The sequence below is a fragment of the Thauera humireducens genome, from assembly GCF_001051995.2.
Classification (GTDB): domain Bacteria; phylum Pseudomonadota; class Gammaproteobacteria; order Burkholderiales; family Rhodocyclaceae; genus Thauera; species Thauera humireducens.
On sequence record NZ_CP014646.1, the window covers coordinates 2,382,741 to 2,398,237 of the forward strand.

Sequence of the window (15,497 nt, forward strand, 5' to 3'; positions counted from 1 at the left end):
AAACGCACTGCAGTTGCAAAAACACATTTGCATCGATCAAAGCAAGAACCGTTCTTGCTTGATGAGCGCAGCTGAACTTTTTCTGGATCAATAACCTGCGGCACGAGCATCGCGATGCAGGACGCTCAAGACCCCGAACGGTGTAAGAAACCTCGACACCCAGGTGCCCGTCCGCGAGCGCGGCCATGCAACCAAGCAGTGCACCATGCGGGCACGCCCTTTGACCTGCTGACAATGCACTTTTCATCGGTCATTATCACGTGCCACCCCGGGCGCTCCGCGACGCGTGACAGCCAATGCTCTTCAACTCGTACGAATTTCTTTTCCTGTTCCTGCCGATTACGCTCGCAGGCTACTTCTGGGTAGCGCGGCGAGGTCATGAGCCAGCGATTGTCTGGCTGGTGCTGGCTTCGCTGTTCTTTTACGCGTGGTGGCGGCCGGCTTATCTGCTGCTGCTGCTCTTTTCGATGCTCGTTAACTTCGGCCTCGGTAGCCTGCTCGAACTCGCGCACCGCCAAGGCCGTCGGCATGTCGGCAAAGCCTGGCTGACGGCTGGTGTCGTCTTCAACCTCGCCCTGCTCGGCTACTTCAAGTACGCCAACTTCACCGTCAACAGCCTCAACGCCATCGCAGGCACCGACTTCCACCTCGACACCATCATCCTGCCGCTAGCGATCTCCTTCTTCACATTCCAGCAGATCGCCTACCTCGTCGACGCATACCAAGGCCAAGCGCGCGAATACCGGTTCGCCCACTACGCGCTCTTCGTCACCTTTTTCCCACAGCTCATCGCCGGCCCCATCGTCCATCACCGCGACATACTGCCGCAGTTCATGAAGCCCGGTGCGCTCACGCCGCGGGCGCAGAACATGGCTATCGGCGTCAGCATCTTCGCCCTCGGGCTTTTCAAGAAGACCGTCCTCGCCGACGGCGTCGCCCAGTACGCCACTCCGGTCTTCAATGCCGCCGCCGCGGGTAGCACGCTTAGCTTCTTCGAGGCCTGGGGTGGCGCGCTCGCCTACACGCTTCAGCTCTACTTCGACTTCTCCGGTTACTCCGACATGGCAATCGGGGCCGCGCGCATGTTCGGCATTGTCCTGCCGGTCAACTTCCACTCGCCCTATAAGGCCACCAACATCATCGAATTCTGGCGGCGCTGGCACATGACGCTGTCGGCATTCCTACGCGACTACCTCTACATAGCGCTCGGCGGCAACCGCGCAGGGCGGCTCATGCGCTACCGCAACCTCATGCTCACCATGCTGCTCGGCGGCCTGTGGCACGGCGCGGGCTGGGCCTTCGTCGCCTGGGGCGCGCTGCACGGCCTGTATCTGTGCATCAACCACGCCTGGCGGCACACCACCACACGCCTCTGCCCGCAGGGGTTGCTTCCAGCACCGCTTGCCAAGGCCCTGTCGTGGCTCGTCACCTTCGTCGCCGTCGTCATCGGCTGGGTATTCTTCCGCGCAGGCAGCTTCGACACTGCCGTCGCCGTGCTGCAGGGCATGGCCGGCCTCAACGGCATCGCACTGCCCAACGCCATCGCCGCACGACTAGATGCGGTGTGGCCCGTACTCGCCAGCTTCGGCTTCAACACCTACCTCGGCGGCGGCTCGCAGTTCGTCTTCACTTGGCTGTGGATCGCCGCGCTGCTGCCAATCGCTCTCATCATGCCCAACACGCAGCAGATCATGCGCTACTCCCAGCCCGGCCTTCATCTGCATCGAGGTCGCGACGAAGACGAACTCCAGCCAGGCAAGCAACTCACGGACAAACTCGCTTGGCACGAAAGCATCAGCTGGGCCATTGGCATCGGTCTGCTCGCCTCAATCGCCGTGCTCGCCATGACGCGCATCTCCGAATTCCTCTACTTCCAGTTCTGAACCCGCCATGGACAGCCCCACCGCCTCGCGTCGCTTCCTGCTCTGGTTGGCGCTCAGCTTTGCCCTGGTGTGCGCTGCAGTTGCCTGCCTCAATTACCTCATCGACCCCTACGGCCTGTTCGGTACCCCCCGCACCCAAGGCTTCAACGCCATAAAGCCCGCCGCCGCTGAACGCGTGCGAGTTGCCAAGCCCTACATGGCCACCGCTGCACGCCCGGCCACAGTCATCGCCGGCAACTCACGCCCCGAACTCGGTCTCAACCCGCAAAGCCCCTGTTGGCCTGATGACTACAAACCGGTCTTCAACACCGGTATCCCCGGCGCCAGCTTCTACATGCAGACGCAGTACGCAAAGCACGCCCTAATGGCCGGCGGCGGCAAACACGTCCTGCTCGCGGTTGACTTCCTGGATTTTCTGGAGGACGAAGACGCGCCGGCCCACGCGCCCAACTGGCCCGCGCTGGCACGGAGCTACGCCGGGCGCCTTCACATCCGCAGCGAGGATGTTCCCGCCTGGCAACTCATTCAACTGCAGGCCCGGGACAAACTCGGCGCACTGTTCTCACTCACAACCCTGACTGACTCGCTCGAAACCGTGATCCAGCAGCAGGTCCCCCTCACGTCGGACCGTAGAGCCGACGGTTTCAATCCCGGGCGTGACTATCAGGCCATTATTCGGAGCGAAGGACAGCACGTTCTCTTTGCACAGAAAAACGCGGAGCTGCGCACCCGCCTATCCAAGCCTACGCTCGGCCTCCTACCTCGCGGCCAGCAGAGCTCGGAAAGCTTCGACGCCCTGCGCAATTTTTTAGACTGGGCGCGGCAGCACGAGTTATCCGTCACGCTCTTCATCAATCCTTACCACGCCGACTACCACCGAATCATCGCCGAATCGGGATTGGGCGACACCTACGCGCAGTGGGTCAGCAAAATTGAAGAAATAGCGACGACTTCGGGCGTGCCGTTCACGAACTTCAACACGCAAGGGCTCGATCTGGACGAGGAGCCACCTGGCCCGGAGATTCGGAACAAGCACATACGGTGGTTTTGGGAGCCTGCGCACTACACGGCAGAGTTGGGCGAGGTGATGCTTGCACGGCTCCTCGACAACAACAGCTGCCTACCTAACTGAGAGTGATCCACAACTCACCCGCCCCCCGCTCCCCGCGAACCGCCGCCCCTGCCGTTGAAAGCGTCATCCTTGGGGGCTAGGCTTTTGACATTACATCTATGCCTCGTCAAGATCAGCGCCCTAATTAACACAACAGCGAGCCATCCATGAAACTCACCATCTTCGGTACCGGCTACGTCGGTCTGGTCACGGGCGCGTGCCTGGCAGAAGTCGGCCACACAGTCGTCTGCATGGACATCGACCAGAGCAAGATCGACAGGCTCAAAGCCGGGGTCATACCGATCTGGGAGCCGGGCCTGCAGCCCATCGTCGAGCGCAACGTCGCCGAAGGCCGGTTGCGCTTCACCACCGATGTGGAAGATGCGGTCAAACATGCCGAGGTGCAGTTCATTGCCGTCGGTACACCGCCCGACGAAGACGGCTCGGCCGACCTCCAGTACGTGCTCGCAGTGGCCGAGAGCATCGCCCGCCACATGCCGAGCTACCGCGTCATCGTCAACAAGTCCACAGTCCCGGTCGGAACCGCAGACAAGGTCCAGGCCAAAGTCGAACAGGTCCTTGCAGAGCGCGGCGAGCAGATCGCCTTCGATGTCGTTTCCAACCCCGAATTCCTCAAGGAAGGTGCCGCCGTCGGTGACTTCCTGAAGCCCGACCGCATCATCATCGGCACCCGCTCGGCCAAGGCGCAGGAACGGATGCGAGAGCTCTACGAGCCTTTCAACCGCAACCACGAACGGACCATGTTCATGGACGTGAAGAGTGCCGAGCTCACGAAGTACGCCGCTAACGCCATGCTCGCCACCAAGATCAGCTTCATGAACGAGCTCGCCAACATGGCCGAGATCCTGGGCGCGGACATCGAGGAAGTGCGCAAGGGTATCGGCGCCGATCCGCGTATCGGTTACCACTTCATCTACCCCGGCTGCGGCTACGGTGGGTCCTGCTTCCCCAAGGACGTCCAGGCTCTGGGCCGCACCGCCGACCAGATCGGCTACGAGGCCCCGCTGCTCAAGGCCGTCGAAGCGGTCAACAATCGCCAGAAGACCACCCTCTTCGCCAAACTGGCCCGCCACTTCGGCGGTGCCGACAAGCTCGCAGGCAAGACGATCGCCGTCTGGGGACTCGCTTTCAAGCCCAATACCGACGACATGCGCGAGGCCCCAAGCCGCACGCTCATCGAGGCGCTGTGGGGCGCCGGCGCCAAGGTACAGGCCTTCGATCCGGTGGCAATGGACGAGACCCGGCGCATCTACGGCGACCGGCCTGATCTCGCACTGTGCGGCAACAAGTACAGCGCGTTGGAAGGCGCCGATGCACTGGCAATCTGCACGGAATGGCAGCAGTTCCGGGCACCGGATTTCGAGGAGATGGCGAACCTGCTCAAGGGCAAGGTCATTGTGGACGGACGCAACCTCTACAGCCCGAACCGTCTGGAAGAAGACGGCTGGCAGTACTTCAGTGTTGGCCGCCCCGCACGCCAGCGGACATGATGAAGAACTAGACGACCTCCGCGGGATGAGTCATGCCGTCATGGACTCGCGTTGCCGACATAACTCCCCGCCACGTAGCCTGAGCAAGCCCAGCAGTCGTAGCCGCAGTGATATCGCCTCGCAGGCCCAGCGCTCCCTGGAGTGCCCCTGCAAAGCGAGCCGTTTTGCGTCAGCACCATGTAGCTTTTTTCACTTTGAAGTTCGGACGTGAGGAATTCGTCATGAGAGGTGCCGCTGTCAGCCTGCTGGACAACCTGCGACGCGCCGTGGAATGGCGCAGCATAAGGGTGCATGATCGTTGCGTCCTTGCGTTGGCACGCCTCAAGCGGCGACGACTCAAGGATACGGTCTTCGTTGGCATCACCGGCTCAGCCGGAAAAACCACAACGAAGGACCTGGCCGTGGCCATCCTGCGCCGTCTCGGCCCGGTCAGTTGCAATCATGCGTCGCTCAACTACCTTCCGGAAGTCGGAATGGTCATCCTCAACACAGGGGGCCGGGACCATTTCTCTGTCATAGAGATCGCAACCCTTCTGCCCGGCGACATTGCCTGCAAGACCGAGTTGGTACAGCCGAAGATTGGGGCACTGACCGTAGTGCAGCGGGAGCACGTGAAGAGTTTCGAGTCGATCGAGGCAATTGCGGACGAAAAGGCGGCGATGATTCTGGCCCTGCCCGAGAACGGCGTCGCCGTCTTAAATATCGACGACCCTCTCGTGCAATCGATCGGGGCCCGGACCCGCGCAAGATGCCTCTGGTTTGGCAGCGCACCGCAGGCGGACATCCGGCTCATTGAAGCAACATCTTCCTGGCCTGACCCCTTGACGCTCGTCATCGAGTACCAAGGCGTGCAATACCGGTGCGCTACCGCCATACACGGCAAACACCTGGTGGTGCCCGTTCTCGCTGCCATTGGCATCGGCATCGCTGCAGGCGCACCCATCGACACGTGCCTGGCTGCGCTCGGAGACGCGACGACGACGCCGGGACGGATGCAGATTGTCAGCGAATCCGACGGGGTCACCTTCATCCGCGACGACTACAAGGCTCCGTACTGGTCGTTCCCCATAACGCTCGAGTACCTGCGGGACGCCAGAGCAAAGCGCAAGGTCGCGATCATCGGGACCATCTCCGACTATTCGCTTTCCGCATCCAAGCTCTACCCCAAAGCGGCGCGGCTGGCCATGGACGTCGCCGACCTCGTCGTCTTCGTCGGGCCTCATGCCTTGCGAGCGCTGAAGGCAAGACAAAGTGAAGACGATCACTCCCTGGTCGGCTTCACGGAACTCGAGGACGCCCACCGTTTCCTGCAGCGCGAATTACGCGAGGGCGATCTGGTCCTGTTGAAGGCATCGAATCACGCCGACCATCTCTTGCGACTCCTGCTCGCCCGCCGCCGTCAAGTTCTCTGTTGGCGTCGGGACTGCGGCTTTAACCGCTTCTGCGATGCCTGTCCGGAACTGGACAAGCCGGCCCATGGCGCGAACGTGGCGACCGCATCGGTAGTCGCATCCGGCATCACGACAGGCCCCGACATAGCTTCCCCCGGCATCGGATCACCAGCGCACTCGAGCGAATCAGCCCACCCGGGATGGCTCATCGTGGGCATGGGAAACCACGGCGAAGCCTACACCGGCACTCCGCACAACATCGGTTTCGCCGTACTCGACCACCTTGCCGAGCGGCTATCAGCACAGTGGCAGATGACCGACGAAGGGATGCTGAGTCACGCGAAGATCAACGATCACGAAGTCATCCTGTTCAAGCCGTCAACACTGACGAACTTGTGCGGCCCTTTCGTTGCCCGCACCCTGCAACGATTTGGCGTGCACCCCAACCGCATCGCCCTTGTTCATGACGATGCCGACCTCAACCTGGGCGACGTGCGCTCGAAGCACAGTGGGAGTGACGGGGGACACAAGGGATTGCGTTCAGTTTTCTCAGCCTTGGGGAATGGTGGTGCAATCTCGCGCATCCGCGTCGGCGTACGCAAGACGGATCGCGCAAGAAGCTCGGCACGCTCGATCGTGCTCGAACGGTTTCAGGAAGAGGACCACGACCTGCTCCGAAGCGCACAAACCAAAGCGATCGAGCAGGTTCAGACCGTCATTGCGAATGGTGGTCGCTAACCGGTATGTGCCGCGATCCGGTTTAGCCACTCGAGCGTCGCCAACTCGATCGCATGTCGATGCTCCGAACTTGAAAACGTGTGATCAGCATCGTCGAAGTGGCGAAGGACGCAACGCTCTGAGCGGATCAGCGCCGACCAATTGCGGTCGGCGGCCGCGCACTGCTCGAACTCCCGCGCCACATAATCCCGCCCGCTCAGAAAGACGGCAATCGGTACGCTGCACGACTGCAACCCCTCGATCATCCGCACAGGCACGCTCGCCTGCTGGCCGGAGCCGGACGCCTGCCCGTCAGCGCCCGCCGCCTGTCCAACCGCAGATGTCACGCCACCCAAGGCCCTGCGAATGCTGACCCCGCCCCGCAGCAGCTTGAGCCAGAACTGCCGGTCAAAAAGCCGGCGCAGGTAATAGTGCTTGAGCATCGTCCGTGCTTCACCGGAAGCGGTGCGCACCCAGGGATTCAGCAGCACCGCGCCGCCCACGCGCGCGTCGCGTCCAAGGCCAAAACAGATCGCGCTCGCGCCGTCACACAGGCCCCAAAGCACGACCTTGGCCACGCTGGGCACCTCGCTCACGAATGTATTGATGGCCGCAGCGAGATCCAGCGTCACACCCTCGAAGTCCCGCGCAGCGCCAGTCGCATCGCCCATTCCGCGGTAATCGAAGCGCATGCACGGCACGCCGTTATCGGCGAGGAATCGCGCCAGAAGCACGAACTGGCGGTGACTGCCAACGCGATACTGAGGCCCCCCCACCACGATCACCACACCGATCCCGGCGGGCCGTTCACTCGCCGCGGGCAGAGTCACTACACCGATCAGCCGTTCTCCCTCGCAGTCGAAACTTACCGCTCGCTCAGTGTGCACGGCGCCACCCTTCCAACACCTCGCACGATGCCTCGATGAGCGTCGGAGACGTCTCGATCTCCTGGGTCTGCCAGAAGGCAGGCCCCTGAAGGGCCCGCGCCTCCACCGTGCCCCCCTGCTTGCGTAATCGATCCACGAGCAGGCGCAAAGCGGGGGAACACTCGGGCTCCGGCTGGCCTACCAGTTCAAGCATGCAGATCGGTGCGGCATGACCTGGCGCAATGTCCAAAACCGACGACTCCAGGCCATCGACCAACTCCGGCGCAATTGCATACCCCGCAACCTCGACCACCTGTCGCTCGGCCAAAGCCTGTCGCAAAGCAGACATCGTTGCCTTCGCATCCGCCTCAGCCAGCATTTCGCTGACGCCCTTCAGGCGCAAGAACTGCTGCAGATGCTGCTTCCCGTTGCTCACGGGGTGCCATGCCAACCAAGGCAACGCTCTACCGGCCTTCTTCATCCAGTCCGCGGCGAGCAGGCTACCGGCGCGCAGACTCCAGATCACGGTCGGCGCATCGTCGTCCTGTTCCAGCCAGGCACATGCTCGATCGACATCGTCCAGCCAAGCCGCCCAACTGGCATCACCAAAATCGCCTGCGCTGTCACCACAGCCGAGCAGGTCGTGCTGCAGCACACGCCAACCACGCTCGGCAAAAGCCTGGGCAGCCAGCGCCGTCATGCGCCGTGACTTGTTCAGCTCTTCTGCAAACGGCGGCACCAAAAGCACATTGCCGGCGCGCACCGAGGCGTGATGTGTATGCACGCAAAAGCGCCCACCACCCCCTGCTTCCAGAAAGAAGGCCTCGCGGACCACGTCCGTCATGCTCAGGCGAGCTTGCCTTCCACAAACTCCACCAAGGTACCCACGGTCGCGAACGACGATCCGTCGATCTCATCGTCTTCAACAACGAACCCGAAGCGCTCCTCGATCAGGTTAATCAAGCCGACCACCGCCATCGAGTCAAGCTCGGGAACCGCTCCGAGCAAGGGCGTATCCAGGTCAAACGAATGTGCACGCCCACCAAGGCTGAGCACCTCATCGATGACGGCCAGCACTTCCTTCTTGATATCCAAAACAGTCTCCTGTGATCTTGCGTTGAGTTTCGTCCAGCCAGTGCAGCCCGTGCGCGGCCTGGAAGCGCGCGTATTATATGGCCAGCATCCGCTCAACCTGCATAAACAGGCTGGCATTCCGCCTGCCGCCGACACAGCCTCACGACCCACCCATGTTAGCCGCCCGTCTGAAAAGCGTATTCAACCAGTTCGGCGTTCGCGAAGGGCTTTACTACCTCGCAGCCAAGGCACTCTCCGCCGCCAGCCGCGGCCACATCACCTTCATCAGGTACCACTTCGTCGCACAACCCATACCCGAAACCTCCACACCTGGCAACCGCACGTCCGCAAAAAGCACCGTCCGTATCGTCAGCCCTGGGGATCCTGTCGTGGCGAGCTTTCCGCGACCGGCCGAGGTCATCGCCAACCGGTTTGCAAACGGCAGCACCTGCTTCGTGGCCGAAACCAACGGACGTTTCTCAGGATTCCTCTGGCTTGCCCACGGTGCATACGAAGAAGACGAAGTGCGCTGCCGATACGTCCTTGCCGATCCGTCCCGCTGTGCATGGGACTACGACGTCTACGTCGAACCCGACTTTCGCATCGGCCGCACCTTCTCCCGCCTGTGGGAGGCCGCCAACACACACTTGGCTTCAGAGGGGGTGCGCTGGAGTCTGTCGCGCATTTCGGCGTTCAACCCAGCCTCGCTCGCCGCGCATCGACGACTCGGCATAAGGAAGGTTGCCACGGCAAGTTTTCTAAAATGTGGCCGCCTGCAACTCAGCGCACTGGACCGCCGTCCTTATCTGCACCTCAGCCTGTCTGCGCGAAGGCCAGCGCTGCGACTCAGTCCGCCTCACTGAAATGGGACGGGCCCAGCAGGCGATGCCGCGAAACGGTGCGGCTTACTGTGGCAAGTCTCTCCACGCGCCGGCCCTGCGCAGACGGTCCTTCAGCCCCGGGAGCGGAAAACCAAGAGCATAGGCGGCATGCGCACTCTCCAACGCCTTGTCATGCTGCTTCAGGTCCATGTAGGCCAGCCCGAGGTTGTAATGCACATTGGCGTCATCGCCAGCAATCTTTCGTGCCTCCTCGAGCTTCTTCACCGCCTCACCGGGACGCCCATGTTTAAGGTGGTACAGCCCATAGATCACCTTCACCATGCCGTCTTCAGGCTGGTACGTTTCGGCTCTTTGAAGAAAACAGGCAACCGTGTACTTTGCTCCAAGTGGCTGGTTCGTCCTCTCCTTGATCCCGAGGTTCACCATCGCCATCAACGCGCGGTGGTGATTCGGAAACGCCCCCAGCGTATAGCCGATGTCCCCCCCATAAGGACCCGTCTTCTGCTTGGTAAAAGTCTCAACGCCTACATCGAAGTGATATCGCTCAACAAGCGGCAACTTATCCTTCGCAACTCTGTAGTCATATGGGCCATAGCCGCCGGGCTGCTTCTGCACCGTCCCGCACCCCATCGCGTCCAGGTTACCTTGCGCCAGCGCCAAGACAGGCAGCAGGCAGACCGTCATCACGGCCAAGCAGATAGACTTCCTCCGAGCATCCATTTCATTCGCCTTTCATCAAACGTGGCGCACAACGCCTTGATTGCTCTAATCCCGGACACGGACGCTCATGCCTGCCCAGTTCCCTTCCGCGCTCGATCAACTGCTGACTGATTTGGGGACGGCGATCGCACAGTCGATTGACCCCAACCACGGGCTCATCGACACGCACACCGGTAAACCCACGCCACCCGACCACTACGGGCAGACCTGCGCAGCGCTCGCTTTATGTTCCACCATCCACGGGAGCACAAGCAAACGTGATACGGCACTGAGCGCCTGGATACGGACGCCCGACAGCCAGATCGACCATCTGCCCTTCAACCGCCTAGCAATGCACCTGTTGCGCACTCTACACCCAGCGCAACTCGATGTCGGGCTCGCTACTCTCATCGAGCACGGCATCGCCCGCTGCCGGCTTCGTCCCCGCTATCCGTCGAACAACTGGACGCTGCTCGCTGCCACGTGTCGATTGCTCGAAGCTCCGCCAGCAGAGCGCCCCCGCCACGCGCGGACCATGGCCTGCCTGATCCAGCGCTGGACAACGGCAAAAGGCGCCTTCATCGACTACCCTGCCAAACCCGGCGCCAACCTGTGCACGCCGCTCGCCTATCACCACAAGGCACTCTTCCTAGGCGCACTCGCACTGCGGTTCTGCGCCGATGATGGACTGGCGGCACAAACCCGCCGCCTGTTCGACTGGCTGGTCCATTGCTGGGACAGCGCCGGATACGCGGGCGGCTTCGGCCGCAGCACACACGCACTGTTTGGCGACGGCTGCCTAATCGCCACCCTGCTGTTGCTCGACATAGACGAGAGCGGCCCGATCGACGCGATCGCACAACGACTCCTGAAGCAGCGGCGTCCCGACGGTTTCCTGTGGCTTGACCCTTGGGGCCCAACCGAAGGTGCAGCACATTGGGACGACTACATGCATCTGTCGGTGTACAACGCCTGGGCCGCCGCCATGATCCAAGCTGCGCGTGCCATCCGAGCAGGCTATCCGCTCGCACCCCAGATGCAGCACCTTGCGTGGAACGCCAACCGCCCAGGGCTTTTCCACGACGAAGAAGCCGGACTGGCAAGCTGGCGCGACGAAGCCGGCAACGTGGTCCTGCTCAGCACCACCGGCCAACCGCCGCAAGCCCCCGCCAGCTGTACAGCGGATCTGCGATACAGCGGCGGGCGGATCTACCACCTCCGGGTTGGCAGCAGCCCGGCCGTCATGACCCCTAGCTACCGCGGGCCGCTCTCGCAGCTTCAATCCACCCCGGACCTGGCCGACCCCACGCCACTCCTGCGCGAGGGCACCCGGCTGTGTGTCATCGATCGCTACCCAGATCCGGCGCTCGAAGCCACCGCAAGCGGCTTCACGCTCCGCCTGCACGGACAAGCCCATCTGGTTGCCCCCTCGCCCCCTGCATCCCTCCGCGGGCGCATCGTGGCCGCCATCGACTGGCGCTTCCTCGGCGGGCGCCTGGGTCGCGGCGCGAATCTGAAACGTACGCCCCTACCCGGGCACGACGCCACCCGGACGTTACAACTCGACGCCAGCCCCCAAGGCTTCACGGTCACGGAGGAACTTGCGCTCCTGCCTTTCTCCCACGCGCGCTGCGTGCATCCGGCCAGCGAGCAGTTCAGCGAGCCGGCGGGGGCACCGCCGGGGAACACCGCGCCCTACGTCTATCGGCGATGCAGGCGCTACAGTCTCGCCACGGGCACGGCATCCTCCGCGCCTGCTTAGCAGCCCAGCCGCAGACGCTCCAGTTCGATGGTCTGCAGCGCCGGCCGCATGTACCACATGGCCTGGCTCCGCGACGTCAGCAGATCGGTACCGATCCGTGCATACAACTGCGTTTTCCGCAGCGAGGCCGTCGCTGCCACCGGCGCCTGCCGAAGGTAAGAAAAGAATGCCCGTCGCGCCGCGCGATAGTAAGCATGATCAGTTGCCGACATCACCGCCTTGACGCGCTTGTCCTCATAGGGGATGTCAGCGTACTCGGGATAGGCGCGACGGATGGTTGCGTCGTGCAGGCGACCGCCCTCCATCATCGAAGGGTCTAGTGAAAAGAGATAGTCGAAAACGTCATGATCCAGATACGGCACATGCACCACGGGAATCTGATGAAGAATCGCGAACGGGATCGAGCCCACACAGCGCCGTGTCCGATTGGCAAAGAGGAATGAGAGAAGTGGATTGGGACGCCCCGCATGTCTGCGCAACTCCGGCACCAACCTCTCCACCGCCTCATTCAAGTGGATCCGGGAACGAAACCCGTCGGTGAACACGCTGCGCAGCATCGGCTCGGCATTGCTATCTCCCAGAATGAGGTGTGCCAGACCCTCCCACGCCTCCTCGCGAAAAAGCGCTGTCTTGCGGTTATCAAGCATGAAGCCAGCAGAAAGGATTTCTCCGGCCAAACCGTCGTAAACAGTCGAAAACTGACCTACAAGCCGCGACGCGAGCGGCAGAATCCAGCCATGCCCGCCACCGCAGTGGTTGGTCAGGTGAATCTCCTTCAACTCCGCATCGAAAAAGCTCGAGGGCTTGTCGATCTCGATGTGCGCGATCCCCAGCCGATCAGTGAGCAGCCTGGCCACCCGCATGTCCTCGTCGGTCGACGGCGGGCGAAACCTCACCGTTGCGCAAGCCGGCGGACGCACTCCCTGTTTGACGAGTTCAAGGAGGATGTGGCGCGAATCCCGCCCACCGCTCAAGGGCACCATGAAGCGCTCGTCGCCCGGCAACCTGCGTGCGATCGCCCGGGAAAAAAGCGCGCCATAGTTATCCACCGCCTCGTCGAAAGTGGGCGCCAGTACGGACGAGGGCAAGGCGCCCGCACTATGCTGGCGGATGTCTAGGCGCCCGTTCTCCCAGGTCAAGGTGCTGTTGGGCGACATGAAACGCACGTCCTCGAATGGCGTATCGCTCCCGACGAAATGCCCCATGCGAAAGAAGATGGCGAGCGCCGGATAATCCAACTGGCGATCCGAATTGCCCCTCACCACCTGCTCAAGCGAAGGCGAAATGCAGATCGAGTGCGATTTGGCGCAGTAGAACAGGGGATAGAGGCCATATCGGTCGTTCGTCACCACGAGCCGCTGTCCATCCCACGACCACTCCAGGAACACGCCATCGTCAAGCTGGCCCGCAGCTAGAGGCACGCGCCGGCCAAGCAGGCAATGTGGCACCCCCTCGCTCAGTACCAGCCCGTTTTGCAAGCTGGCGCGAAAGAACGGTTTGGGTGCGTGACTGACGTTCGCGATATTGGATTCAGCACCGGACATGAGCTCTGCCTGCGTTTGGGTTGTTGATCACGGGTTCGACACCATCAGGACAGCCCCGGTTAATGCGTGCCTGAGGTACGGCCGCCTTTAAGGCCGAACAACGCGAGAATGGCCGCGGGGTCTCGGCGCAGGGTTCGCAACACCAGCCTCCAGTCGAAACGCATTCGCCGCTTGAGAAGGTGGACGAGGTTTGCCACGAAGTCCTTACGTGCAGAGATCAGTTGCCCGTCAACGTACTGACGCTGCCGTTCATTCAGAGGGAGTTCGGCACGAACGGTCTTCGCGAGCTCGATATAGCTGGAGCTCAACACCAGTGCCTTTGGAGAGCCCCAAGAGGCACTGTCGAATATGTTCACGCCCTCGCCTTCAATGCACAGGACGCGCGGGCTGAAGGCGACTCTTTTCACCCGTCGGCTGAGATGCAGTTTGAACAAGCGATCCTGACCATTGCGCAGCCGCTCGCTGAAACGCAACTCGGATGCAATGCTCCGCCGATAGGCCATTGCTGACGAACTCATGATGCTGCTCCGCCGAACGGCATAGTCGAAAAAGTCTCCGCGATACTGGTACAGCGCCTGATCCGAATCGATCAATAAATGATCTTCTGCGCGCAGATGGAGCGCAGGATCTGCCTCCCAGTGGAAGCGTGTGGCCTGCTGCGAGAACCTCCGGCTGTCGCTAAAAAAGAGGTCGCAGCCCTCGTTCAGGGCATGTACCGCGACAGCGAGAAACCCGTCCGCCCACTGATCGTCTGAGTCCATGAGCGCAACATACTCCACAGCGGCACCGACGCTATCCAGTGCCTTGTTTCGTGCCGCCCCCGCTCCGGCATTCGACTGGCGAACGATGCGCACCCGCGGGTCCATAAAGCCCGCAAGGCGAAGATCTTCTTCGGCAGATAGTGGCGAACCGTCATCGACGATCACCACTTCCAGATCAAACGGCCCTTCCTGTGCAAGGATGGATCTCACACATCCCGCAAGCACACCGAGTTTGCGCTGGTAGTACGGGATGACGACAGCAACGCGCGCGCGCCGTTCGACGCCCGTCAAGCCGCCGCTCAAGCTCTTGCTCCTTTCAGACTCTGCAGCCATGAGAGCGCTGCATAAGCCCACGAACGCAGGTGGGTCGGCTTTTCCCTGGCACTCGCGAGGAACTCGCTCAGGGCCTTGTCGTAGAGGGATTTGCCATAGTGTCGATAACCGCAAGAAAAGTGGATGTGCTGCAGGCGCGCTGAAAGTTGTTGCGGCGTTATCGATTCGCCGTTAGGGCTGGATAGGCCCCATCTGCCCGTCGCCCGCCGGATGATGTGCGCGGCATAGTTGAAGTCGGCACCTCGCGCAATCGCGCTCCCCGGGTGCTGCCGGTAAACGGCAAAGACGCGCTTGAGCACGTGGATCTCAGTCTCCCGTGACGCCCGGAGGAAAAAATCGTAGTCCTGCCCCAGACGTAGCGTCTCATCGAACAGCCCGATCCTCTCCACCAGAGCCCGGCGCATCATGACCGTGGTGGTCCAGACGTAGTTATCCAGCAGCATCTTGTGGTATCCCCAGCCCGACGCATCGGGGTCGACCGCAGCGGGGTCGATGGCCGCGTTGCCAGCGGCGAGTGCGGCCGGGTCGCCGAATCTGCCATCGGCATCGGCCACCCAGGGGGCGAAGCCGGTGCCGAGCATCGCGATGTCGGGGTGGGCCTCGAAGTAGTCGAGCTGGGCCTTCAACTTGCCGGGCAGCCAGACGTCGTCTGCATCGAGAAAAGCGATGTACTCTCCCCTCGCCTCACGCAGCCCCACGTTGCGGGCAGTGGCAGAGCCGCCGTTCTCCTTGCGGAAAAGCCTCACCACCGGGAAGTTTTGCTCGACAAAGTCCGCCGTTCCGTCACGCGACCCATCGTCGATGACCAGAATCTCCACCCCGGGCACGTCCTGCAGAAACACACTGTTGATCGCCTCTGCGATGAACGCCTTCACATTGAAGGCCGGCATGATTACGGACACCTTAGGCACGACCTGACTCATTTCTTCTCCCGAGGACGGCTGCGCAGCATGACACAGCGACGTTTAGTTCATGCGGTTATTATAGGGGCCGTGCGTTTGAC

At 61.9% G+C, this 15,497-nt stretch carries 13 protein-coding genes; 6 read left to right on the forward strand and 7 right to left on the reverse strand.

What is annotated here, in order from left to right; genetic code table 11:
* Window positions 1–296 precede the first annotated feature (296 nt).
* From AC731_RS11170 to pth, 4 genes are all read left to right on the forward strand, one after another.
* Entirely contained in the window at window positions 297–1,883 is a 1,587-nt protein-coding gene (locus AC731_RS11170; protein ID WP_048706082.1) for an MBOAT family O-acyltransferase, read from the forward strand.
* Window positions 1,884–1,890: 7 nt separating this feature from the next.
* Window positions 1,891–3,015, forward strand: coding sequence for a hypothetical protein (locus AC731_RS11175; protein WP_048706085.1), 1,125 nt, complete (start codon window positions 1,891–1,893; stop codon window positions 3,013–3,015).
* A gap of 146 nt (window positions 3,016–3,161) precedes the next feature.
* A complete protein-coding gene (locus AC731_RS11180; RefSeq protein WP_048706087.1) occupies window positions 3,162–4,505 on the forward strand; it encodes a UDP-glucose dehydrogenase family protein in 1,344 nt (447 codons plus the stop codon).
* A gap of 221 nt (window positions 4,506–4,726) precedes the next feature.
* Window positions 4,727–6,634 (forward strand): aminoacyl-tRNA hydrolase, encoded by a 1,908-nt coding sequence (gene pth / locus AC731_RS11185; protein WP_048706089.1) that lies wholly within the window; start codon window positions 4,727–4,729, stop codon window positions 6,632–6,634.
* Here the strand turns inward: pth and AC731_RS11190 are convergent.
* The 3 genes from AC731_RS11190 to AC731_RS11200 are packed head-to-tail and all read right to left on the reverse strand — an operon-like array spanning window position 6,631 to window position 8,574.
* Window positions 6,631–7,443, reverse strand: coding sequence for a hydrolase 1, exosortase A system-associated (locus tag AC731_RS11190; RefSeq protein ID WP_237266521.1), 813 nt, complete (start codon window positions 7,441–7,443; stop codon window positions 6,631–6,633). The genes pth and AC731_RS11190 overlap by 4 nt on opposite strands.
* Before the next feature lie 46 nt (window positions 7,444–7,489).
* Window positions 7,490–8,323, reverse strand: coding sequence for a hydrolase 2, exosortase A system-associated (locus AC731_RS11195; RefSeq protein WP_082794311.1), 834 nt, complete (start codon window positions 8,321–8,323; stop codon window positions 7,490–7,492).
* A gap of 2 nt (window positions 8,324–8,325) precedes the next feature.
* Window positions 8,326–8,574, reverse strand: a complete 249-nt coding sequence (locus AC731_RS11200; RefSeq protein ID WP_048706093.1) for an acyl carrier protein — start codon at window positions 8,572–8,574, stop codon at window positions 8,326–8,328.
* Window positions 8,575–8,726: 152 nt separating this feature from the next.
* Between AC731_RS11200 and AC731_RS19605 the strand changes: the two genes are divergently transcribed.
* Complete coding sequence (locus AC731_RS19605; RefSeq protein ID WP_082794312.1) at window positions 8,727–9,416, forward strand: GNAT family N-acetyltransferase; 690 nt, start codon at window positions 8,727–8,729, stop codon at window positions 9,414–9,416.
* Window positions 9,417–9,458: 42 nt separating this feature from the next.
* On the opposite strand, the gene AC731_RS11210 is transcribed toward AC731_RS19605, so the two are convergent.
* A complete protein-coding gene (locus tag AC731_RS11210) occupies window positions 9,459–10,079 on the reverse strand; it encodes a tetratricopeptide repeat protein (protein WP_048710038.1) in 621 nt (206 codons plus the stop codon).
* Between the two features lie 103 nt (window positions 10,080–10,182).
* On the opposite strand from AC731_RS11210, the gene AC731_RS11215 reads away from it, so the two are divergent.
* A complete protein-coding gene (locus tag AC731_RS11215; RefSeq protein ID WP_156480706.1) occupies window positions 10,183–11,856 on the forward strand; it encodes a hypothetical protein in 1,674 nt (557 codons plus the stop codon).
* On the opposite strand, the gene AC731_RS11220 is transcribed toward AC731_RS11215, so the two are convergent.
* The 3 genes from AC731_RS11220 to AC731_RS11230 are packed head-to-tail and all read right to left on the reverse strand — an operon-like array spanning window position 11,853 to window position 15,417.
* Entirely contained in the window at window positions 11,853–13,400 is a 1,548-nt protein-coding gene (locus AC731_RS11220) for an asparagine synthase-related protein (RefSeq protein ID WP_048706100.1), read from the reverse strand. The genes AC731_RS11215 and AC731_RS11220 overlap by 4 nt on opposite strands.
* A gap of 59 nt (window positions 13,401–13,459) precedes the next feature.
* The gene (locus tag AC731_RS11225; RefSeq protein WP_048706102.1) at window positions 13,460–14,464 is read right to left on the reverse strand and encodes a glycosyltransferase family 2 protein; all 1,005 of its coding nucleotides are present in this window, start codon (window positions 14,462–14,464) and stop codon (window positions 13,460–13,462) included.
* Entirely contained in the window at window positions 14,461–15,417 is a 957-nt protein-coding gene (locus AC731_RS11230) for a glycosyltransferase family 2 protein (protein ID WP_048706104.1), read from the reverse strand. The genes AC731_RS11225 and AC731_RS11230 overlap by 4 nt, the downstream gene beginning before the upstream one ends.
* Window positions 15,418–15,497 lie beyond the last annotated feature (80 nt).